Genomic DNA, 20,500 nt, shown 5'->3' with positions numbered 1-20,500 from the left:
GTTCAGCGATTAGCCTGTCGCCAATCCCACGGCTTGATGGGCGATGGCGCATTCCAGAGGCCGCGGCGCGCTTGCTGGGCCTCAGCTTGCAATGTGTAGAGGCTACGGTCGCGTGCGTAGCGGTCATAGACCCACGCCATGCCGTTGCGTACCTGGTTGCGGTTGGCATCGATGCCCTCGCACGTCACGCGCCCGACGACGCGACCATAGCGGTCGACGTCCTGCACATGGACCTCGGTGCGCTTGCGGTAGCACAGGTCGGAGAGGGATCGCTTGGAGACCTGCCCGAAGTCCATCCTTTTCTCCGGGGCATCAATCTCGGCGAGCCGAACTCGCACCTCTTCGCGTCCTTTGAGGACGGTGAGGGTGTCGCCATCGGCGACGGCCACCGTGGTGCCGGAAAACGACGCGGCGACGGCGGGAAGGGTCAGGCTACAAGAGGCAAGGGCAAGGGCAAGGGCGAGGGCGTATCGGATTCGCATGACGAGCTCGAAAGGGGGATGTTCAACCAGCATCGCACGATCCCTCTGTGCTTCAAGCGGCCTCTTCGCCGTGTGCGCCAAAGAGACGGCGTACCGGTCCGATGACCCGCGCAAGTCGGCCGTTGCCGGCAAGGTGGATGCCGCGCGGTCGGATGGTGAGGCGATGGGTCTGATCCGGCGGCGGCACAGTCGCGCTTTCAGACGCGAAGAATCGGCCTTGGAAATATCGTGCACCCGAGAGGGTCGCCGCCTTGTGTCCGTCCGCGCTGTCGATGTTCTTGACGATGGCGTGGATGCCAAGGGTGCGTGCCATGTCTATCGCCTTGAGCATCTCGGCATACTGCGGTGTGCCGCGCAATTCCATCAAGTACCTGCTGTCGATCTTGATGAAGTTCGGGTGCAGCGTCTCCAGGAAGCGCCGACTCGTGAAAGCCATGCCAAGTTCAGCGCCTTCAAGGGCAATGTCGATCTGGTGAAACTTGCACAGATGGGTGAATTCGAGCAGCCGTTGATAGTTGTGCTGGACGGCCAGATGCGGCAATTCGACGGTGAGTCCGCGCGTGAGCGGGCGCACCTCACCGAGCTTCGCGGCGAGCGAGCGCGAGTCGGAATCGATGCTGACGGTCGAGATGTTGAGGTTGAAGCGCAGGCTCCCACGATAGGCGCTTTGGCAGGACAGAGCGCCGACCTGATCGATCATCGAGTTGTCCGCGGTGCTGATCAGCCGACTACGCTCCCAGCGGGGAATGAAGCCCGCAGTTCCAGAGTCGTCACCTTTCAAGCGCATGAACGCTTCATACGCATGCACGGTGCCATGGGTGTCCAGAATGGGCTGAAAGTTCGGGATGAGGTAGTCGCGCATGGGGTGCCGAAGTCGTAGGGAGTTCAGATTCTAGGGTGATGGCAAACCGGCGCGCGTTCAATCGCGCAAACCGGGCAAAACCCCACCTTATTCCGCCTCGGCCGTCTCCGGGCGCGAGAGGATCGTGCTGATGGCGCCGCTTGCCTGCCAACCGACAAGCTGCGAACCGCGTCGGAAATGGACAAGGCGATCAAGATAGAGGTACCGCACGCCATCGCGTACGCGTTCGCCCAGGATGTGGGCGACTGTGGCCTTGGATGAATTCTGCTGTCGGATGACGACGACCCCCTCGCCGACCGTGATTTCGGTGTCCAGGGTGATGATGCTCATGCTCGGCGGTCCTCGGTTGGAATAGGGGAGCTGGACTTTCACCGGCCTGTCCGGACTCCCCGCCCGGATCTGACTGTGCCCGCATCGCCCTCACCGCACGATCCGGCGGGCGTCACAGCCTGGCTATAGTTCCGACGCGCAGTGCGTGCGGTCGCGGCCGGAACTGATAAATTGGTCGGGACGGAGGGATTCGAACCCCCGACATCTTGCTCCCAAAGCAAGCGCGCTACCGGACTGCGCTACGCCCCGAAACCGATGAGACGGCCGCTGGGCCGAACCGTTGAAACGACTCCGTTAGGAGCTTGGGAAGCTGTTGGGGGCTTCCGGCGATCCTCGCATCGATGGATTCATCTTCCCATGCCCGCGCGCGCTCGCAAGCCCCCTCTTTAAGCCGCGAGCGCATGACGCAGTTCATGGCTCTTGACCCCGCGCCGCGCCGCAACCGCCTCGGCAAAGCGCGTGAGGATGGTATCCAGATGCAGGAATTCGACGTCATCCGTCTCCGGGGTGGCCCAATCCAGACCGGAGCGGAAGGCATCGCGCTTGAAGGCGACCAGTTGGTCCTGGTAGACATCAATACCGCCGTCCAGATGCCAGCGCTCGTGCAGGACAGCGTTTTTCTGCTGCACGCGCAGCACGCGTTTTCCGGCCTGATCCTCGGCCTTGAACGCCCAGTCGCGATCGTAGAAAAACACAGTGTCCGCTTGGGGCAAGTTCAGCCCGGCTTGCGCGATCGAGATATTGGCGAATAGGACAGGTGAGTCGCCGTAGCGGAATTCGTCGTTGAGGAGTTGGGTTCGCGCCTTGATGCTCGTGCCGCCATGGAAGACCACGCCGCGGATGCCGTGCTGCGCCTCGAGCTCCCGGGCCAAGAGGTCGAGCAGTCCGGGGTGGTGCGCATAGAGGATCGACTTGTGCCCGGCGCGCGAGTGTTCGGCCAATCGCTCGATGGCGAAGCGTTGCTTGCTCGTGAGCGGCAGGTAACGACCGAACTTCTGCCCCTCGTGCTGGGGAAAGTTGGCTGCGATCTCGACGGCCTGGATGCGCGCGAGCAAGGCGACCAGGTTGCTCCCGCGCCGCTCGTCGCCCCGCTGCTGGAGATACCACTCGGAGAAATCCTCGGCGACGCGAAGGTAGTGGAAAAGGTGGGCATCATCCCATCCGAGTGTGCGAACCTGCTCTGTTGGCTCGGGCAACTTCAGGAACTTGGCCACCGCCGGCTCTTTCACGAGGCGGCGCTTCACGTGAGGCGCGAGCATCGCGCGGTAGCGATCCAGATTCGCAATCTTCGGGATCTCGCGCTTGGCCCCTTGCGAAAGTGTGTCGCTGAATTCGGGCGTCACCCACTCCGTGGTCACAAAGTCGTCGCGGAAACGATCAATGCCCCGTTCCACGAAAGCCATGGAAGTGCGAAGGCGCTCATCCATGAAGAGGCCACGCACGCCATAGGGCTGTGCAGCGGTGCCGTCACCGGCGCAGAAGTTCAGAAGGGGCAGGGCGTCTCTGGGATAGTTTGCAATCGGGGTGCCGGTGAGGACGAATTTGCGCTTTGTGGCAAGTTGCCACAGGGCCCGCGTCTGCAGGCTGCCCATGTTGCACAGCACTTCGCCTTCGTCGGCGACGAGCAGCCCCGCGCGGCGGCGAAGCAGCTTGGCGTATGTCTGGTGCTTCGCGTCGGCGAGCTTGGAGCGCAGGCGGTCGTAGGTGATGATATTGATGGTCCGCAGGGCGCGGGCGTGCGCGGGCTTCGTGATGACCTGCCACGCCTCGGGCGGGATGGGGAGCCCGCGAAGTTCAGCTTCCATTTCCGGGACGAGATAAGGCTCGACGGCGAGGATGCCGTGTTTCACCCCCGACAGCAGGATCAGCGCGGCCGCCAAGCGGGCCTTGCCGAGCGCTTGCTCCCACGCGATGACACAGCCGTTTGGTTTCATCAGGCATTCAATCGCGTCTTCCAGCTGGAAGTCCCACGACAGCCACTTGTCGACACCGAGCGCGCGAGCGCGGGCGCGGTAGTTTGCGGCCAAGTCCGGGTAGGCAGCGGCCAGTCCCGCGTGGATCTGCCGCCACTCGCCTTCGGTGGTGGCCTCAGTGGCGGTCTCGAAGCGGGCCTGCAACTCGGCGGCGGTGAGCGACAGACGTTCGCCGTCGATCTCGGCCACATAGCAGTCGCCGCCCTCGCGGGTGAAGCTCACTTCGGCGCCCATCTCGATCACCGGCGAGAACCACGAATTCGGGTCGATCTGGTGGGTCGTGCGGGCGATCCCCAACACCAGATCATCCGCGGGCCGAACGTGTCCGCCCGGGAAATAGACGGTGTGGGCGAGGGGGGTGCGCTGGCGCAGCGAGCGGCGATGACGGCGCGCGAGATGTTCGCGCACGCCAGGCTGAACCAGGGGCGTGCCGCCGGCGTCCCGAATTTCGGCGAGGAAGGCCTCGAAGGAGGCAAGCGGATCGTCTTGCGTCAGGTGCACCTCGAGATCGAGCGCGCCCTGTCCGGTGTAGCGGATGCCTTGCGGATAGCGGTGGCGGTCGGTGCCGTCGGGCTGGTAGTGCCCGACCGGTTCGCGCAGGATGGTATTGAGCACCATCGCTTGCGTGAGCCCGCAGCCGAACCCGAGCCGCACGCGCCGCCCGTCGTGGGAGACGCGCACGGACGTGTCGCCCGTCACCGGTAGGGTGATCGTCGGAGCGCCGCTCTCGATGTGTCGCGCGTTGAGTCGGGCCTTCGGGGCGGAGGCGAAGAGACCGGCGCGCGCACTCACCGGCGGCAGCGGCCCCGCATCCAGATTGGCTAGGGTCAGGCAGTGCATCGGCGCGGTCGCGCCGAGCGGGCCGAACACGAGGATGCTGGTGCGGACTTCGGTGTTCTCCTCGCGGAAAGCGCCCGCCGGAAGATGGTAGATCGCCTGCAGCCGTTCGTTGTAGGCGGGATCAGTGGCGACCTCCTCGGTGAAGCTCGTCGGCAGCAGCGCCACAACCACGCGCGCCGCATCGAGGGCCTGGGCCAGTGCATAGGCGTGGGACAGCGCGTTCGTGTTCGGCCCGAATTTGCCGTAGGCCGTGCACGAATAGGGGCTCAGCCACGGCGATTGCAGGGTCAGGCTGAAAGGCGGGTTGATAAAGGCGCAGTCAAAGTCCTTGGGGGTGATGTCCTGCATCCCGCAGGTAAGGAACTCATACTCGAATCCTGCAGCCGCGGCCGCCGCACTCAGGGCAGCGACCGCCTCGCCGTCCGTGTCCACACCGAACAGAGCGTGGCGATCGGCCGAGGCGAAACGCAGCAGGCGGCCACTGCCCACGGAGTTGTCGAGGATTCGGGCGCTGCGGTGGTATTGCGCGCAGGCCTCGAAGACCGGTTGCGCGATCTCCCACATGAGGCGCGCGACCGGTGCCGGGGTGAAGAATTGCCCCTGATGCTCCTTGCGCGCAGCGGCCAGCCCCGCGAGGGAGCCTGGCCGGGCGGCGGTGGCGCCTCGCCCCTGCCGCGCGGCCAGCGGTGCGTACCAATCCATGGTCAGGCCGCCTTTCGGGCGTATTGCCCGATGAACAGCGGCAACTGCTTGGCCATCTCGCCGCCGAAGCGGAACTCGAAGCGGGTCTGGAAGGTGATCAGTTCGAGTTCGCCCGCCGCAATCGTGATGCGCTGCCGGCTCACGATCTCCATGTGGTGGAAATGAGTGTGGTTGAGATGGCGCCGGATGCTCGCGGCCACCCCGGGAAGATTCGCCCAATCGGCAAAGGCGGCGAGCGTACGAAGCCCATTGGCCACGGAATCGGCCGAGTGATAGCTGAGTTCCATACGGCCGGAATAGGTTTTCTCGCAGGAAACCCACTTATTCAGGACGAGGAGGTTGCCCTTGCGCTCGATGTTGGGGTTGCGCTCCAGATTGAACGCATCGACCAGATCGCGCGCCACGCCGGCAAAGGCAACTTTCGCGGCGCCCGGCTTGTAGGTCGCCTCGAGGTGCGCCCAGAACGCCTCCGCGTCGAACGTGGCGCAGTCAGGAAATGCATTGGCGATGTCGGCTCGCGGAATGGAAAAGCGAGCCGAACGCGACGGAGTGAACTGCTCCTCGGCTATACGCAGCAGCCGTTCGCGGAAGCGCCAGGTCAGATCGCTGATCTGCTTGTCGGTGTCGGGCACCGACAACAGGTCGTAGGATTCATGGAGCGCAAAGAGCGTCTTTTCGCGATCGCGGGCCGAGGTCAAGGCTGCGCCGAGCGTCCGGTATGCTGCGACTGTCTGCGCATGCAGAGCGGTCAGTTCGGTGAGCAATTCGGGGGTGACGATAGGCATGACGGCTGGCTCCTCGTTGAGTCGATGGAACCAGCTTGCCGGAGGTCTCTCCCGTTTCAACCCCTGATTTGTGGATTGTGCAATCCAGACGGGGATTGAGTTCCCAAAGCCCCAAGCGCGCGAACCTTATGCTTCGTCAGTGTCCTGAACGACCACGGTGCGCGCGAGTTTGTCATGCCAGCCTTGTCGCCGGGGGTCGATCGCCACCCACAGCAGGCCAAGGCCAAACGGAAAGATGGCAGGCAGGTAGCCAAGGTAGCGGAGGATGCATTGGCCGGTGGATGGCGCGGCGCCCGTCGCCGCGTCCACGATGCGGCACCGGAAAATGGCTTTGCCGGGCGTGGTCTGCTTGAGTCGCCAGACCGCAATCACCAGCACGAGCGGCGCGAGGAACGAGGCGACGAGCTCCACCGCGTTGAAGTCCTGGGCGACTGGGGTGGGCATCCCCATGGCGGCATAGAGACCGAAGCCCAGCACGGACGAAAAAGCGGTCAGCCAGATCGAGTCGAGTAGGGAGGCTGCGACTCGGGTAAGGAAGCTCGCGTAACGGCGGTCGGTCCAGGTCATGAAGTTGCCTTTGGTTAGAGCCGCATCCCAATGGGCGCGGCGCGGGCGCGCGATTACGGCAGCAGTTAGGGGGTGTTCGTATCGAACTGTGTGAACCACACGCGACGGTCTTCATGGACGGACCAATCGAACCCCATCTGGTAGAGCAGGCTGATCATCATCAGGCCTTGCAGGCTACCGAGAAAGTCCGAGCCGTAGAATTTCTTGTGCTTGAGATCCTGCGGCAGGGGATCGGTGGGCGGCACCGGGCCGGTCGTTCGACGTGTGCCGGTCGTCTCCTGCGTTGCAGCGAAAATAGGGGTCGACAAGAACCAATCTTTGCCGTCGCGAAGGGGAATGTCGTAGGCCATATCGCGCGGGCTGCACAGATAGAACGGGGCCACCGGCTCGGATTTGTTTCGGCTGCGCCAGAGCGTCCCTTCTACCGTCCAGCAGCCTTCGGGAAGCACGTTGTTCCGGAGGTAGATGACCCCTTCCAGCGTCTGGCGCACCTTCTGCGGCGGGCTTTGCGTGACTTTCAGTGCCACGCGCGGGAATTGCTTCTTGAAGTCGACGCTGGTGTCGTAAGGATGCTGTTCAAAAATGCCTGCCAGTTGCGTGTCCTTGATCGAAGGCGTCTTGCCGCTGTTATCGGGGGTGCGCGTGACCTGGTTGGAAATCGACTGTACCGCCGTTTGCATCGACGACTGCAGCGTTTGCATGGACTCTGCGAGTTGCGGGTTGGCGCAGCCGCTCAGCAATACTGCGGCCGCAAGCGCGCTCCATCCGGCAGCGCAAAAAGGTTTGAGTTGCATATCTTGGGAAGTCTCCTTGGTCGGGGTGAAATTGAGAAACGGTGCACAGGCAGGACGCTGCCCACTCACCGCGAGTTAGGGCGCGGCCCCGTCGTGGGGCGGGGCGAGGTCGGTAAGATCCTCGTGGCGCATCCGAATTGCTTGGCCAGGGACTTGAGTAGTTCCGTTTCGCTGTCTCCATCGGAGAACGCGACGAGATGGGTGGCCTTGCCGAGCAGTGCCCGACCATGGCGCTCCCGCTCGCTGCTGCTGCGCCGGCCGCGATAGGGGATATGGCGCACAGGCAAGGCTTGTTCGATGGCCCATCGTTCGGCCAGATCGTCCGCGCCTCGTCTGCATCCGATCAGGACAAGATCGGGCGGAGTCCTGCGAAAGAGCAGAGTGAGCTTGCTCGACATCAGAAACTCGTTGGCGAACGACGAGCTTCCCGTGATGGCGACCCGCACCAAGTTGCGGGCGAGCAGCTTATCGCGCATGCGTAGCAACAGGGCGCGATAGCGGTTTTCCGAAACGCCTTCACGGTGACCGCCCCAGAAGTGATCCCGATACGGGTAGGCGTTGTCTGCAATCTCCGGGTGTCGCGCCAGAGCCTGGGCGTACTGCGGGTGCTCGCGCAGTTTCATCCAGAGTCCGGTCTCCATGACCCGTTCCTGCAAGGTCGTCCAGTTCGGCCGTTCGACCGCGGATTTGCGCTGCGCAAGTTTGCGCGCCTCGCGGGCCGAGTTGGCGTCGAGAATCGCCCGGCGCAGGGCCTCATCGGTTGTACGAAAGCGCTCGGACTGGAAGAAGTGCTCGACCGTCGGGGGTAGTTCCGGGCGGGTGCCATCGAATGCCGTCCGCACGTCGATCTGCGGTGTGCGGTACGTCGGAAACGGCATCAAGTCGTCGGGCGATAGCGAGGGCAGCATCGCAAAGAGGGCAGCCAGAACGGAGGATAGTCGTAAGCATGCCAGCCAAGCGGCATTCGGCAAGCGAGCAAAATGGCGGTTATCCCGTCATATTCCGACTGCGACCCGAGGAATTTGACGCCGTGCGCGGGAAAGCGTATTTTTCTTCCACCTTCCGCTCGTCATTGTGACGAGCAAGATGCCGAGCTGACGGCCAATCAGCCTTTCAACAAGGACGGCTTCTGGCCGTTCGTTCTTCACCCGCGGGGTCTTCATGCCCCGCAGGGGTGTGATGGCTCCGCTTTTTTCTGGAGTCCATCATGCGCAATCGTCTGCGTCAAATCGTCAATTTCGAGCATCAGGAGTACAACCCCGAGTTGTTCATCGGGGTCGCGGTGGCCATCGGCGTGCTGGTCATGGTCGTGCTCCACGTAACGGGACCGGCCATCCGGTAACGTCATGGAGAGCTTCGACCTGTTCGGGTCGCTCGAGGACATCCTCGCTGCACCCAAGCCCGTAAGTCTGCAGGTCGGCATGGCAGTCGGAGCGGGACGCTGGCCCTACGTCGGAGGGCATCCGGGCAACTGGATGCCGCCGCACCGGGGCATCCTGCTTGCCCCAGACGATCCTCGCGCCTGGCGCGGGACTGTTCTGGGCGACAACCCGACGACGGAACAGATCCGGGCGCACCTTGCCTGGCTCGAAACCGAACAGACCCGCCACCCGGCCGGTCTGCGCCATCCGGTCTTGTGGGAGTTCAATCCCGAGCGTGCAATGTGGGAATCCTCTGCTGCCGTTATCCCCTACGAGGAGGATGTTCGGTCGTGGGAGGCTGCCCGCGCTCTGGCGCTCAAAGGAGCGGCCAAATGACTTGCTGTGGTCAGTGCAAGCGACTCGTGTGCGAATCGGAAGATCACCGCACCCAAGAATTGATGGCGCACGGCTTCTTTCTGTGCTCGATGCGACCGCGCTGGCAATACGTCAGCGTTTCGCGTCAGGCCTGCAAGGAGTTCGCGGTGTCCTCGCCCATCCAATCCCCGCAACGATGCGACGACTTCGATCTCGCCGAGTTGTTCTGAAGGAGGAAAATGCAGATGTTCAATGTCTTTCTCGCACTCGCCCGTCTGAGCGGTTACGCAGACATTACCTGGCTCGGCAACATGCGATTGGCACAAATAGGCACCCTGTTCGCCATCGAGTACGTCACCATCAACGGCACGCGCTCGATGCTGTGGGGGCGTGGCTCACTTGCTGATGCGCGTGCGACGGCCGAGGGGTTCAACCTCACCTGCACGAACAAGTGGGTGCGCGCGGCGCCCGATGCGGATCTCCAGAAGGGGCTCAAGCGCGTCGGAATGCTGCGCATGGAGTTCGTCGGGATGGCTGCGGCCGTGGAGGAGCTCGATCGCTTCGCGACGCTGATTCTCGAAGAGATGAAGGCGCGCAGTGCGGACCGGGATCTGCAAGCCGGGGCTACTTGACTCGGCGCAGAGAGGTGTTGAAGCGGTTCGGCTTGCGCTGAGCAGCTTCGAGCTTCTCGAAAAGCTCGGCGGTTCGCGGACTGTGAAAGTCCGTGAACATCGCCCGAGCGGCTTCGCGTGCAAGCTCTTCGCGGCCGCCCTTGATGACATCAAGGCGGGCCGCGGGGGTGCCGTTGCGATTGAACAAATTGCGAAGCCACGCGAACACGATATTCAAGTCCCTTGTGATGGAGGCTGGAAGCCTGTGATTCAAGATTTACCACAGCCAGCATCCATTGCAAGACCCAATCAGTGCGAGGCGACAAATCGTGGCGCACCACTGTCAGCCAGATCAATGGTGTGCGCCCTGCATCCGAATCCGTGCAGACCGTCGATCACCACGAAGCCAATGTGGTGGTGCTGACGGCCATGGAGGGTGCCAAAGACCACGTGGCGTTGCCGCGTGGTAGCGAAATCCTCGACGAGAGGGACGGAAATCTGCGGTTTCGCACCGGGCGCTTCGAGTTCACGCTCGAGCGCTTGGAATAAGCGATCTGCAGTACATAAACCGCGCGACATCGACCCCAACGCGGGCGACGTTGCGCAGAACCAAGGAGCCAACATGGCAACCAGAAAGCTGCCGGCTGGCATGCGAGTTCAATACCAACTTGACGATGGCGTGATTCGTGAAGGGACGGTGGCTAAAACCGTGACCGGCATCGGTTTCTCGATAGTCACTTTGGATGGGACCCGCAAGCTCGTCCCTGCCGAAAACGTGCGCGCCTGGCCCATCTGAGGCTGGCGCAAGTCGAGTCGTGATCAGCGACTCATCCATCACCCGCCCGGGGATTCCTCCCCGGTGGGGAGGCTCCGGGCATCACCAGGAGCAAAGACATGCAGCGACTATTCCACGGTACAGTCAAAGACTTCGAGTCGCCCGCAGTGGGAGGGTTCGATCGCGTCTTCTGGACGGCTGGCTCGTCCGCGGTGGCGCAAACCTACATCCCGGCGTCGACGTCCACGATGTTGTGGCAGCAGGGGCAACAGCTTGCGCACGAACGGGTCTGGCCCGTGAAGGGCGATCCGGCGTACTCGGTGGCCGTGTCCCACATGGGCAAGGAAGTTCCGCACATTGAATGGGACAGTTCTGGCCGGGCGCGTTCGTGGGTGATCCCCGAGGGCTGGCCGACCTACGGCGAAGTTGAAGCGTACATGCGCGACGAGCTTGGGTATGAAGTGCAGGACGGTCGGACGTGGCTGAAACTGCTGCGCTACGACACTGTGCGCGATGCCCATGTGTTCGCCGCCGCGAGCAATGCGGCCGCCGGCTGGTTGTGGATTGTGGAGGGCGCGGAATCACTGCGCATCTACGATTTCGTGACCGGACGAGAAGGGGACTTGCAGAGCCCCGACTACAATCGTCTTGGCCTTTTTCGCCGTCTCGAGGACGAAGGCTGGGATGGCATTCGGATCCACGATTTCACACAGTCGGAAACTTGGGGCACTGTCGGCCACGAGTCGGTCGGCTTCTTCACCGCAGCCATTCCGAAGCTGCGCTTTACGCGGATCGAGGCTTGTCATTTCGATTGGCCCAACTTCCGCACCGCGCTGACGGACGTGTTGGATACGCCCGAGTATCTCGACTGGCTGGGGCGACAGACGCATGATCCGCTGCTGTGCAAGGCGGCTTCGTTACGGCGGGGTGAGGCAGTGGTCATGTCGGATGCAGAGTACGACGCGATGATCGACCGTTCCCTCTACGACCTCGACATGGTGTCCATTCCCAATCCACAGCGGGTCGGCATCCTGGATGCGCTCCTGTGCGGGCGGAAGAACGCCAAGAAGATGCGGCACGCGCTGCGCGAATTCCTCGCACAGCAAGAAAAGCGTGCGGCATAATGTTCGCAACAGGCAGGCCCCCCGCAAGGGGCGCCTTGCCCAAGGCACAGCAAGCTTTGGGCAAGGTGGGCGAAAGTCCTCCTGCCGGTTTTCTCGGGTGCCATTGTGGCCTCGGAAATTCATGGACGTCGCTGCAGCGACCATGCCGACATCGCGTCGGGCAACATCATGCAGCCTTTCACAAACCCGCGGGGTCCTATCCCCGCAGGGGACAGGCGCTCCGCAATTCCCTTTGAGGAGCGCATCATGCAAAACGCAATTTTTTCCCTCTTTACCGCTCTCGTCCTGATGTTCGGCGGCAGCGCCGCCCATGCGCAGTTCTTCGGATGGGGTGGAGGCGATTACAACGGCCCCAACACGGGATCGGATTATCGGGGTGGCGAAGCGCGTCATCGTCAGGCGGTGCAACTCGGCACCATCGTCGACATTCGTGAGGTCCGCGTGTCCTCGCGTCGTCAAGGTGGAGCAGGGGAGTTCATCGGTGCGGGGCTCGGCGCAGCGCTTGGTGCGCTTGCCGGCCAGCGTGTCGGTGAAGGCACCGGCCAACAGGCGGCGCAACTCGTTCTCGGTGCCTTGGGCGCTTGGGGCGGTTCGCGTGCTGCCGAAGCCATCGACACGGTGGAAGAAACCGCGCTCGAAATCGTCGTGGAGTTTCCCAACGGCGAGATGGTCGCGGTAACGCAAGCCGTCGACTCGCAAGCCGCATCGCTCCACGTGGGCGAGACGGTGCGCTTGGTCGATGGGCAGCTCACCCGTGTCGCACGTCACCGCTCGGCAGCACGTCCTGTGCAGCCGCAAATGCAGCAACAGGGTGGCGGGCAGGTCGGCTACTTCTGATCAGCCCGCAACAGGGGGCGCCTTCGGGCGCCACTCGCATCAATCGCCCAGCAAGTTCATACCTTTGACATTTCAATCCCCGCGGGGTCGCTAGATCCCGGCAGGGGCATCTGGTGACTCCGCATCATCATTCAGGAGGTCACCATGCAGAAGGGATTACCCGTCCAAGTCTTCCGCTCGTCGCTCGCGGGAAGCACAGGTATTTCGAACCGTTTCGACACGGTGGTGTTGATCGGTGACGCGGTGCCGCAGTTGGTCGAGCCGAACGTGCAGATGCCGGCGCTCTACCTCGCGCGCAGCGGCATGGCCGAACTTGTGGCGATGCCCGAACCGCTTCGAGGCACGACACGGTACGCCTTCGGTGGCAACTTCATCTGGTCGTCGGAAGCGCACTGGTGCGAGATCGTCGGAAGCGGCAGTAAAGCGCTTCGCGTCTTCGATTGTACCGAGGGGCAGCTTGCCAAGACGGAACCGTCCGCGCACTTCACGGTGCAGGTCGATTTCCGTTGCGGTGAGACGACTTGGGCGGAGACGTTTGCGCTGGAACTGACCGGTCGCATCGGTCCAAACGTGGCAGCCGATATGGTGGCTCGGGCATCGTTGCCGGGCCAACCGGAGCGCTCCTACAGCGGGTGGCTCACTCATGACGGAGAGGTGTTCGCGGAAGCGACTCTCGTTCGGGAAGTGCCGTTCCAGGTGTTTCGTGTCCTGGCGCAGCATCTGGGCACGCACCGCTTTGATGTGTGTTCCTTGAAGGCTGCGCTCGCGGCGGCACGCTTCTCAACCGCTGAAAGACTGGTGGCGTGAGGAGTCGGCCATGAGCGAGAAGCAACCGACCCCGGAGCAGCCAATCATCTACCGGCTGCGCATGCGCGATGGATCGTTCATCCAACGCATCAGCGAGGAGACCGCACGTCGCTATCTGCGTGGCGATGGGTGGATGGGTGTGATGCGCGGGATTCAGTACGTCACCGCCTCACGCCCCGACCCGTCGATGCACGAGAGCCGTGTGACGGGCTTCGATGAGTTTGGGCCGGTCTGCCATCACCCGCAGTACGGGGTGGTGCGGATCTACGAACCCAGCGTTCAGCTGTAAGCAATGTTCCGCACGGTCGAGGGGTTATCCCTCCCCGTGCGGCGCCTTGCCCCTGTGCTTCACGTGAGCGCAGCGGCAAGGCGTATTTCTTGGCGGTCTCGCCAGAAACGGTAGCTGGGATACCGGGTCGCTGACCGAAGCCAGCCATCATCAACCCGCCGGGGTCTGCGCCCCGGTTGGGGACGCACTCCGGCTCCACGTGGAGCCAAACATGGGAGCAATACCCGACTTCGTGCGAACGCGCTTCGCACATCTTGCCGGCCGGTTTCAATTACCGGGCGGCCCGCGGGATCAGCACTGGATTCCGCAAAGCGGTGGGGCAGACTCGGCGGCATTGGCGATCGTCATGACCGCACTCTTCCCCGATGTCCCGTTTCAACTCATCTTCACCGATACGGCGGCCGACGAACAGGGCTGCTACGAGACGCTCGACAAGGTGGAGCAGTTCACCGGGCGCAAGATCATTCGCATCAAAGCGGAGCGAGACCTGTTCCAATTGATCGAAGACTGGGGGGGATTCCTTCCCGGTCCGAATTCGCGCTACTGCACGAAGCAACTCAAGACGCTGCCGTTCGAGCGGTTCATGAAAGAGGCCCGGCAGGGCGACGAGCTGATCCACGCTTACATCGGCATTCGTGCCGATGAGGCGACCCGATTGGCTTTCACCTCCCCGGTGATCGAGACGCATCTGCCCTTCATCGACCTCGATCTTCGCCGCGGCGACATCATGCGCGTGCTCGAGGAGTCGATCGGGGTGCCTGCGTACTACCGCCGGCGTTCCCGCAGTGGCTGTGAAACGTGCTTCTTCCAACGTCGCACGGAACTCATCGGCCTGATGCTCGAGCGCCCGGAAGGATTCAATCGCGGGATGCAGTGCGAGAAAGTCCCGGTTCGATTCGTGCAACGGCACACTCCCGCCACGCCCCTCTGGGAAGAAGCCAAGATCGGTGCAAATTGGGTGACGTTCCCGCTGCCGTCCGACCTTGACGCAGGCGAAGGGGAGGTGGTCGAGATGCGCGGGCGCAAACCCCGCAACGACAGCCTCAGCCTCTTCACCGAGGGCGCGCGCACGACGCTGTTCGCCGCTTACGAGCTGTTCTGGCACCCGGCTACGGGCGTCTGGTGGCAGCGTTTCGTGAGTTATTCCAGGGAACTGGCCTCGCTCAAGAAGCAGTTGGATAACCATTGGGTGCACAGACTTCTGACCAGTGAGGCCCACGGGCTCACCCAGGACGAGATGGCAAATGAATGCCGGCTGGTGATCGCCTGCATCGACCTCCCGGCCGATCAGGTGGACACCTCCAAGCTCAAGGCGTTGCCCGGCGAGAACCTCTACACCTGGTCCGAGGGCGAGTCGTACCAGCAGATCAGGCATCTGACTGGCTGGGCCACGCGGTCGCTGCACGCCGAAGGGCTGCGGCAGGAGATTGCTCAATACGAACGCTACCGGGATCGTCCCTGGACGTGGGGGTATGAGCAACTGGAATCGTCAGAAAAGGCGCTGTCCAACATCACCGGGCCAACCGGTGAGGTCTTGCACCTGTCCAGGTACGTCCCCGTCGTGAAAGAGGAGGGCGAACTGGAGGTGGATGAACGGCACATTGCCTGCCCGATGTGCACGCTGGGGCTGTAAGCGGCGCGCACCAATTCAACCCGAGGGGGTTCCGACTCCCTGCGGGGATCGGACTCCCTCCAACGAAGGAGTCGAAAATGCCTGATGCCATTCCGCAGCACAACCTGCCGATACCGGCCCGCTGCGCGCTCGAATACCTCGAAGCGCAGGGCCTTGGCAACCGGACGATTGCGAAGCTTGACAGCTATCTCGATCACTACTCGAAGGCTTACGGCCAGACGGTGGAGCCGATGGTGCGGTTCTCGTGCCACCGGATTGCGCTGCGCCGCTACGAGCTGTCCGAAGCGGACGCAACGGGCCTCATGGAGCATCCATGAACCCGCACAACCGTCAGCAGAAGATCGGGAGGCTCGTCCGGGAGATGGATCACTTCCAGGCGCAGATGCGGCGCTTTGAAGATGACGATTCACCGCAGGGCAAGCGTTGCCATACGCGTGCCGAGCGGTGTTTCAAGGATCGCAAACAGCAACTCGATCGCGTGCTTGCACGCTAGAAGAACGGCCCAATTCGGACCGCTCGCCCTCTCTCTCGCGGAACGGCAGGCACGTCCTGCCCGCCCGCACCATCCAGGAGTCAAGCCATGCTTACCGTGATCCGCGGTGGCGGCGCCGGCGCACGCCCGGTCGCCCACCTTGAAGCTCTCGTGACCACCACGAGGGCGATCGAACGCACCCTTCGTGAAGGTCGCATCAATGCCTGCCACCGCATCGCTCGCCGGCTCACACCGATCGAGCTCGGCGTCGTGGCAACCCGCATGCTGCGCGACGGGTTCGAGTCGCAGTCCGTCATGGAGGCGCTCGTATCATGATCGACGACCTTCTCAAGACGGCGATCGCTGCCGCCAAAACGGGTGGCGACCGTAGCCACGCCGCGCAATTAACGATCGAGCTGCGCAAGCTGCAGCAATCGGACCGGCGCAAAGCGGCCATCCTTGCGGCGACGCAGGGGGAGCCGCTCGGGGTCGAGCTCGAACTGCGCGAAGGACTGTACGCGCTCATCTCGCAGGAGCCTGACGATTCTGGTCGGGCGCGCTTGACGTTCTTCGATCCGCGGGGCTTTTCGGGGCATTGCCTCTACAGCACTGCGAAGAAGGCCCTCGACGATGCGTTCCTGTGCGGCTATTCGCGCCAGGTGATTGGGGTGCTGGATCGCCTCTCGCAAACGGCGCTGTGGCAGCGCGGCATCGCTTTCAACGAGCTGTGTGCGCGACACAATCGGGGCGAGATCACGTTCCAGGAGTTCCTGCACGAACGCGACGCATTGCCCATGGCGGCCTAGCCGCAAAGCCGGCCCTGTGCCGGCGATGGAAAGAAAAAACCCCCGACCGGCTTCGTGAGCCCGTCGGGGGTTTTTGTTTGTGGATGGTCAGGCGAGCATGAGGTCGGCGTCGGCAAAGCTGTCGGCGCTCAGCCCGGCGAGCGCGCCCTTCACGCCTGCGATCTGGATGGCTGCGCCGCCGCCGCTGCCGTCGGCGTCGTAGTAGAGCTTGCCGCCGCTGGTGTCGAAGATCAGGTAGTCATCGGCGTCAAGCGCCACCTTGCCGATGACGAAATTCTCGGCGCTGATGCCGCCGGCGAGCTTGGTGAAAACGCCCGTATCAAAGGCAAAGACGTCCTCGGACGCATTGAAGTCCATGATCGCGTCCTTGCCACCGACAGCAAGGTTGTCGAATACGAACACATCGGCGCCGCCTCCGCCGGTCAGTTTGTCCGCGCCCTGGCCGCCGTTGATCCAGTCGGCGCCGCCGCCAGTGATGATCGTGTCGTTGCCCGCACCTGAACGGATGACATTCGCGCCGTCGCCCGCGGCGATCTTGTCGTTGCCCGCGCCCGTGGTGATGGTGTCGTTGCCGCCGCCGGTGACGATATTCGCATTGCCTTCGAGGTCGGTGATCGTGTTGTGCCCGGCATCGTCCGTGATCTTGTCGTTGCCCGCTCCACCATCGATGATGTCGTTGCCCGCGCCGCCAAACAGTTGGTCATTGCCCGCGCCGCCACGAATCGTGTCGTCGCCGTCTTCGCCATACACCTTGTCGTTGCCGGTTCCGGCATCGAGGAGGTCGGCGCCGGCGGTGCCGTCGATGGTGTCGTTGCCGCTATAGAGGCCTGCCTTGAGGGCGTCGAACCCGCTGCTTTGCAGGCCGCTCAAGAGGGTGGCAGCATCGATCTTGAGGCCACTCACCGCGCCTTCGGAGCTGAAAGAGGTCGCTCCGTTCGCTGTGGTGCTCATCGTGCCCCAATCCACGCCTGCGAATTTGCCGGTGAGCGACTGCAATCCGTTGGTCAGGTTGCCCGACAGACCCACGCGACCGGTCAATGTCACATAGTCCCATTCATGGGCCGAGGTGGCGGGGTTGTCGTTGCTGAAAGCGAGGGTGATGGAAGTCAGGCGGCCAGTCAGCACTCCCGTGTTCGGGTCGAGCTTCAGCGCACCATTGAGGATTTGCATTGCCTCCTCGTTGCCGTAGTCGAGGCGCGTGAGTTTGGCCGGTGCCGCCACGATGTCGCCGCTCTTGCTCAGTGACATCTTGGCGCTTCCGGTAAGGTCGATGCTCGACCCGTCGGCCGCCGTGATCTCGGCCCGGCTGAAAACGACCGAGGTTGCAGTGCGCGATGCAATCTGCGCATCGAGTTCAGTGCCGTTGGCGTAGCCGAATTGGGCGACGCTGGCCGTGATGTTCTGGGACCAAGGATCGGCCGTGGCGACCGTCAGAGCCGCCTGCCGGATCGAGTCGAGCGCATCGGTAATCTGGCCGGCGTAAGCGCTATAGAGAAAACCCGGTTCCGGGGTAGCCGAAGTGCTGGTGACGTTTGTGAAGGTGGGCATGATGGTCAATCCTCAGTGTGTGTCTTGGCGTGCGCGCGACGGCGCCAGTAGCGCCATACGGCATGAAGAAACAGGCCGACCACCAGCGAACTCAGGTAGTAGGCGGGGTTCTCGGTAATCGGGGGGGCGCCATAAAGCGGCGCGAGCAAGAGCATGAAGCCGAGCCATACGAGGATCGACGCCGCGAGGGTGCCGATTTCTAGGCCAATCCATTGCCAACTCATTATTGCCGCGCCCCGGTGAGCGTCTGGCTCATGGCGAGTTGCACAGGCGCGTCGATGCGAGAGGCGCCGTGGTCGGCGCGGAGGTCGCGCAAACGATCAACGTGAGCGATCTCGTCATTGCCACGGGCTGCAAGCAGCGTCGCAACGACCCGCGGCGCCGCATCCCCCACGGCATCCAATTCGGACAAGGCAATGCTCGGCGACACGATCCGGATGCGATCCTCGGCAATGCCGTGTTGGCGCAGGTTGTACTGCACCGTGTAGGCCCGATTGAAGGCCATCTGCTCTCGATCGACCGCTTGCGATCCGGCCCATCCCTTCACGTGGATGCGCTCGGAATCGCCGGCCGCCTCAACAAGTTCGGCCACGGCGGCACGCCCCTTCGGGCCAAGGCTCACACGCCCGTCGGCGAACGGGATCACGAAGCTCAGTCCGGACGATAGACGCATTCCACTCTCGCCAGCTGGCCGCTCGCCATGAGTGTTGCTCTGCACGGCCACCGTGCGAAGGTCTGCGCCCACAGGCACCGGCACCCATGCGCCATCGCGAAAGGTCAGCGCGTAGTCGCGGGTAATGCTGCCGGTTGGACTGTCCAAGCCAAGCGTCAAGTCGATCAACTCGTCTTGCAGCGGCGCCGCGGCTCGCGCCACGAGCACGTGGCGCCAATCTCGATTATCGAGCCTGAAGGTCAGGCCGCGCTCCCATTCGCGCATCGCGCTCCCCTTCTGAGCCCCGCGCGTCATGAGGCCTGCCTGCAAGTTTGCGAGATCGGCGGGCGAGCGTGGCAGGAGCGGGAACTCCGCATGGAACGGGGTGCCCGGAGCGCTCAGGAGATTCATCTGCCCGACATCCGGCGCGGCCGGCGCGGCGACGGCATAAGCGGCAAGCGAGGCGAGAGCGAGGGAGCGATGCATAAAATCTCCATGACAGCATGTGCAGCCCGCGATAGTAGCGGGTTCGCGGATACGAGACGGCGCGCTAAAAGGCTGATAAAGCGTCGTTTGCCGCGATGGATTCAGTTCAACACGTTTAGCTGCCGTTGCAAGATGGGTTTTGCGCAGATACCGAAGGCGCATGCTAGACTCATCGTAATTGTCGATCCATCGTGGATCGTCATGGGCACGCTGGGCCCGCAACCAGACTTTCAACATGCCTCGCGGGGTTCTCACGAACCCAGGCGGGGTGCGTGAGGCCTCCGCACAACCGGAGAAAAACATGCCTCACGTCATCGCCTCTCGCAAGGAAGCCGGCTACTGGACCGATTCGGGCTGGTGCTTCGATCTGGCTTCCGCCTCACGCTTGGCGTCCGCACAGGACGCTGCACAGTTCCTCGCCGTCAATCCCGAGGCCGAAGTCTGGTCACTCGAACGCGCGCAGGAATTCGGGGATTTCGATCCCCGCTACGAAGGTCTCTACACCCTGCAGCCGGACGACGAGGTTTTCTGGACCGATCCCGACAATGGACTGTCCTCGGGCGTCTGTCGCGTCGTGCGCATCGTGTCCGAGACGGGTGCGGTTGAAGGTCTGCACGGCGAGACGATCATCGTGCTGGACTGTGGCGACGGATTGGCCGAGGTGTTTCTGTCCGAAGTGATTTCGGCGTCCGAAACCATCGCAGCGGACTGACTTTCAAGATTCATTACCCTGGCGGGGCTTTCCCGTCGGGAAGGGCTCCGCGTCACAAAGGAGCCAACCATGCACACCAAGATGACGATTTTCCTCCAGGAATGGACGGGGTTCGTCCTGATCCCCTATCCGATGAGGCCGGGGCAAAGCCCGCGAAACATCCTGCCGGAATACCGCTTGCAATGGGTGCCGCTTGAATCCGGGCATAGCGCGATCCCGAACGACGTGGCCTGGTATCCAGGTTGCTTCGTCGAGATCGATGCGGTCGACGTCGGTGAGGCGTGGGCGGAAACGGCCCGCATCACCGAGGAGCGCAATCTCGCGCTGCGCCGGCAGAAACTGGCCGAAGAGATGGCCGGGGCGATCTGGCTCGCGACCGAATCGCTCGCGCTGGAAGTGGCAGTGAGCGCGAAACGCGCCGGTGAGGCCAGGGTGCAGTGCAAGGGTCGCACCGTGCGCCTCACAAGGCAGGGAAAGGCGTTCGTGGTCATCACCGACGGAACCGAACAGTTCCGTCACGCGGAAGCCATGGAGGCGGCGCGCTGGATGGTCAGGTCGCTCACCGCGCCCGGCCAGACGCAAGAGCAGACGCCGCTTGCGGCGTAGAACGAAGCAATCCACCAACCCATGCGGGGCTGTCTCCCGCAGGGGGGCAGGCTCCGCGTCAATCAGGAGCC

28 protein-coding genes and 1 tRNA gene are annotated in these 20,500 nt (G+C 63.1%); 16 read left to right on the top strand and 13 right to left on the bottom strand.

Annotated features, from left to right (window positions below; genetic code table 11):
• Positions 1–2 precede the first annotated feature (2 nt).
• The 9 genes from GO615_RS11615 to GO615_RS11575 form a co-directional block, all read right to left on the bottom strand.
• Positions 3–515: a thermonuclease family protein gene (locus GO615_RS11615; protein WP_246262243.1), complete on the bottom strand. Its 513-nt coding sequence runs from the start codon at positions 513–515 to the stop codon at positions 3–5.
• A gap of 19 nt (positions 516–534) precedes the next feature.
• A complete protein-coding gene (locus GO615_RS11610) occupies positions 535–1,344 on the bottom strand; it encodes an EAL domain-containing protein (RefSeq protein ID WP_169128129.1) in 810 nt (269 codons plus the stop codon).
• A gap of 87 nt (positions 1,345–1,431) precedes the next feature.
• A complete protein-coding gene (locus GO615_RS11605; RefSeq protein ID WP_169128127.1) occupies positions 1,432–1,674 on the bottom strand; it encodes a hypothetical protein in 243 nt (80 codons plus the stop codon).
• Between the two features lie 172 nt (positions 1,675–1,846).
• A tRNA-Pro gene (locus GO615_RS11600) sits at positions 1,847–1,923 on the bottom strand.
• Between the two features lie 137 nt (positions 1,924–2,060).
• Positions 2,061–5,051 carry a helicase-related protein gene (locus tag GO615_RS11595; RefSeq protein WP_211167063.1) on the bottom strand — a complete coding sequence of 997 codons (2,991 nt, stop codon included), beginning with the start codon at positions 5,049–5,051 and terminating at the stop codon, positions 2,061–2,063.
• 140 nt (positions 5,052–5,191) lie between these two features.
• Entirely contained in the window at positions 5,192–5,974 is a 783-nt protein-coding gene (locus GO615_RS11590; protein ID WP_169128125.1) for a hypothetical protein, read from the bottom strand.
• A 126-nt stretch (positions 5,975–6,100) separates the two neighbouring features.
• Positions 6,101–6,541, bottom strand: a complete 441-nt coding sequence (locus GO615_RS11585; RefSeq protein WP_169128123.1) for an RDD family protein — start codon at positions 6,539–6,541, stop codon at positions 6,101–6,103.
• Between the two features lie 65 nt (positions 6,542–6,606).
• Positions 6,607–7,335, bottom strand: coding sequence for a hypothetical protein (locus GO615_RS11580; RefSeq protein WP_169128121.1), 729 nt, complete (start codon positions 7,333–7,335; stop codon positions 6,607–6,609).
• A 65-nt stretch (positions 7,336–7,400) separates the two neighbouring features.
• Entirely contained in the window at positions 7,401–8,213 is an 813-nt protein-coding gene (locus GO615_RS11575) for an NADAR domain-containing protein (RefSeq protein WP_169128119.1), read from the bottom strand.
• Between the two features lie 329 nt (positions 8,214–8,542).
• Here GO615_RS11575 and GO615_RS29195 point away from each other — a divergent pair, with 329 nt between their 5' ends.
• The 3 genes from GO615_RS29195 to GO615_RS11565 all read left to right on the top strand — a co-directional run bounded on the left by GO615_RS29195 (position 8,543) and on the right by GO615_RS11565 (position 9,703).
• Positions 8,543–8,677 (top strand): hypothetical protein, encoded by a 135-nt coding sequence (locus GO615_RS29195; protein ID WP_281358706.1) that lies wholly within the window; start codon positions 8,543–8,545, stop codon positions 8,675–8,677.
• Between the two features lie 4 nt (positions 8,678–8,681).
• Positions 8,682–9,092: a hypothetical protein gene (locus tag GO615_RS11570; RefSeq protein ID WP_169128115.1), complete on the top strand. Its 411-nt coding sequence runs from the start codon at positions 8,682–8,684 to the stop codon at positions 9,090–9,092.
• A gap of 224 nt (positions 9,093–9,316) precedes the next feature.
• On the top strand, positions 9,317–9,703 hold the full coding sequence (locus GO615_RS11565) for a hypothetical protein (RefSeq protein WP_169128113.1): 387 nt from the start codon (positions 9,317–9,319) through the stop codon (positions 9,701–9,703).
• Here GO615_RS11565 and GO615_RS11560 read toward each other — a convergent pair.
• Positions 9,696–9,920 (bottom strand): hypothetical protein, encoded by a 225-nt coding sequence (locus GO615_RS11560; protein ID WP_169128111.1) that lies wholly within the window; start codon positions 9,918–9,920, stop codon positions 9,696–9,698. The genes GO615_RS11565 and GO615_RS11560 overlap by 8 nt on opposite strands.
• Before the next feature lie 143 nt (positions 9,921–10,063).
• On the opposite strand from GO615_RS11560, the gene GO615_RS11555 reads away from it, so the two are divergent.
• The 11 genes from GO615_RS11555 (at position 10,064) to GO615_RS11505 (ending at position 16,425) form a co-directional block, all read left to right on the top strand.
• Complete coding sequence (locus GO615_RS11555; RefSeq protein WP_169128109.1) at positions 10,064–10,231, top strand: hypothetical protein; 168 nt, start codon at positions 10,064–10,066, stop codon at positions 10,229–10,231.
• A 73-nt stretch (positions 10,232–10,304) separates the two neighbouring features.
• The gene (locus GO615_RS11550) at positions 10,305–10,478 is read left to right on the top strand and encodes a hypothetical protein (RefSeq protein WP_169128107.1); all 174 of its coding nucleotides are present in this window, start codon (positions 10,305–10,307) and stop codon (positions 10,476–10,478) included.
• A 98-nt stretch (positions 10,479–10,576) separates the two neighbouring features.
• Positions 10,577–11,581, top strand: coding sequence for a hypothetical protein (locus GO615_RS11545; protein WP_169128105.1), 1,005 nt, complete (start codon positions 10,577–10,579; stop codon positions 11,579–11,581).
• A gap of 246 nt (positions 11,582–11,827) precedes the next feature.
• A complete protein-coding gene (locus GO615_RS11540) occupies positions 11,828–12,418 on the top strand; it encodes a hypothetical protein (protein WP_169128103.1) in 591 nt (196 codons plus the stop codon).
• Between the two features lie 144 nt (positions 12,419–12,562).
• Positions 12,563–13,225, top strand: a complete 663-nt coding sequence (locus tag GO615_RS11535) for a DUF8317 domain-containing protein (protein ID WP_169128101.1) — start codon at positions 12,563–12,565, stop codon at positions 13,223–13,225.
• A gap of 10 nt (positions 13,226–13,235) precedes the next feature.
• Positions 13,236–13,514 carry a hypothetical protein gene (locus GO615_RS11530; RefSeq protein ID WP_169128099.1) on the top strand — a complete coding sequence of 93 codons (279 nt, stop codon included), beginning with the start codon at positions 13,236–13,238 and terminating at the stop codon, positions 13,512–13,514.
• A gap of 211 nt (positions 13,515–13,725) precedes the next feature.
• Entirely contained in the window at positions 13,726–15,147 is a 1,422-nt protein-coding gene (locus GO615_RS11525; RefSeq protein ID WP_169128097.1) for a phosphoadenosine phosphosulfate reductase domain-containing protein, read from the top strand.
• A 77-nt stretch (positions 15,148–15,224) separates the two neighbouring features.
• Positions 15,225–15,464, top strand: coding sequence for a hypothetical protein (locus GO615_RS11520; RefSeq protein WP_169128095.1), 240 nt, complete (start codon positions 15,225–15,227; stop codon positions 15,462–15,464).
• Positions 15,461–15,640, top strand: a complete 180-nt coding sequence (locus GO615_RS11515) for a hypothetical protein (protein WP_169128093.1) — start codon at positions 15,461–15,463, stop codon at positions 15,638–15,640. Before GO615_RS11520 ends, GO615_RS11515 begins: the two co-directional genes overlap by 4 nt.
• An 87-nt stretch (positions 15,641–15,727) precedes the next feature.
• Positions 15,728–15,955 carry a hypothetical protein gene (locus GO615_RS11510; RefSeq protein ID WP_169128091.1) on the top strand — a complete coding sequence of 76 codons (228 nt, stop codon included), beginning with the start codon at positions 15,728–15,730 and terminating at the stop codon, positions 15,953–15,955.
• Positions 15,952–16,425: a hypothetical protein gene (locus GO615_RS11505; protein WP_169128089.1), complete on the top strand. Its 474-nt coding sequence runs from the start codon at positions 15,952–15,954 to the stop codon at positions 16,423–16,425. The genes GO615_RS11510 and GO615_RS11505 overlap by 4 nt, the downstream gene beginning before the upstream one ends.
• An 87-nt stretch (positions 16,426–16,512) precedes the next feature.
• Here GO615_RS11505 and GO615_RS11500 read toward each other — a convergent pair whose 3' ends face one another.
• The 3 genes from GO615_RS11500 to GO615_RS11490 are packed head-to-tail and all read right to left on the bottom strand — an operon-like array spanning position 16,513 to position 19,348.
• On the bottom strand, positions 16,513–17,973 hold the full coding sequence (locus GO615_RS11500; protein ID WP_169128087.1) for a calcium-binding protein: 1,461 nt from the start codon (positions 17,971–17,973) through the stop codon (positions 16,513–16,515).
• A gap of 5 nt (positions 17,974–17,978) precedes the next feature.
• Positions 17,979–18,197: a hypothetical protein gene (locus tag GO615_RS11495; RefSeq protein WP_169128085.1), complete on the bottom strand. Its 219-nt coding sequence runs from the start codon at positions 18,195–18,197 to the stop codon at positions 17,979–17,981.
• Positions 18,197–19,348 carry a type IV pilus assembly protein FimV gene (locus tag GO615_RS11490; RefSeq protein ID WP_169128083.1) on the bottom strand — a complete coding sequence of 384 codons (1,152 nt, stop codon included), beginning with the start codon at positions 19,346–19,348 and terminating at the stop codon, positions 18,197–18,199. Before GO615_RS11490 ends, GO615_RS11495 begins: the two co-directional genes overlap by 1 nt.
• A 64-nt stretch (positions 19,349–19,412) precedes the next feature.
• Here GO615_RS11490 and GO615_RS11485 point away from each other — a divergent pair, with 64 nt between their 5' ends.
• Both GO615_RS11485 and GO615_RS11480 read left to right on the top strand, forming a co-directional pair.
• Positions 19,413–19,823 (top strand): hypothetical protein, encoded by a 411-nt coding sequence (locus GO615_RS11485; RefSeq protein ID WP_169128081.1) that lies wholly within the window; start codon positions 19,413–19,415, stop codon positions 19,821–19,823.
• A 69-nt stretch (positions 19,824–19,892) separates the two neighbouring features.
• Positions 19,893–20,429, top strand: coding sequence for a hypothetical protein (locus GO615_RS11480; RefSeq protein ID WP_169128079.1), 537 nt, complete (start codon positions 19,893–19,895; stop codon positions 20,427–20,429).
• The last annotated feature ends 71 nt before the right edge of the window (positions 20,430–20,500 follow it).

Source organism: Aromatoleum evansii, assembly GCF_012910805.1.
Lineage (GTDB): Bacteria > Pseudomonadota > Gammaproteobacteria > Burkholderiales > Rhodocyclaceae > Aromatoleum > Aromatoleum evansii.
Note: the sequence above shows the minus strand (reverse complement) of the source record. Positions and strands in the feature narration are given on the sequence as shown.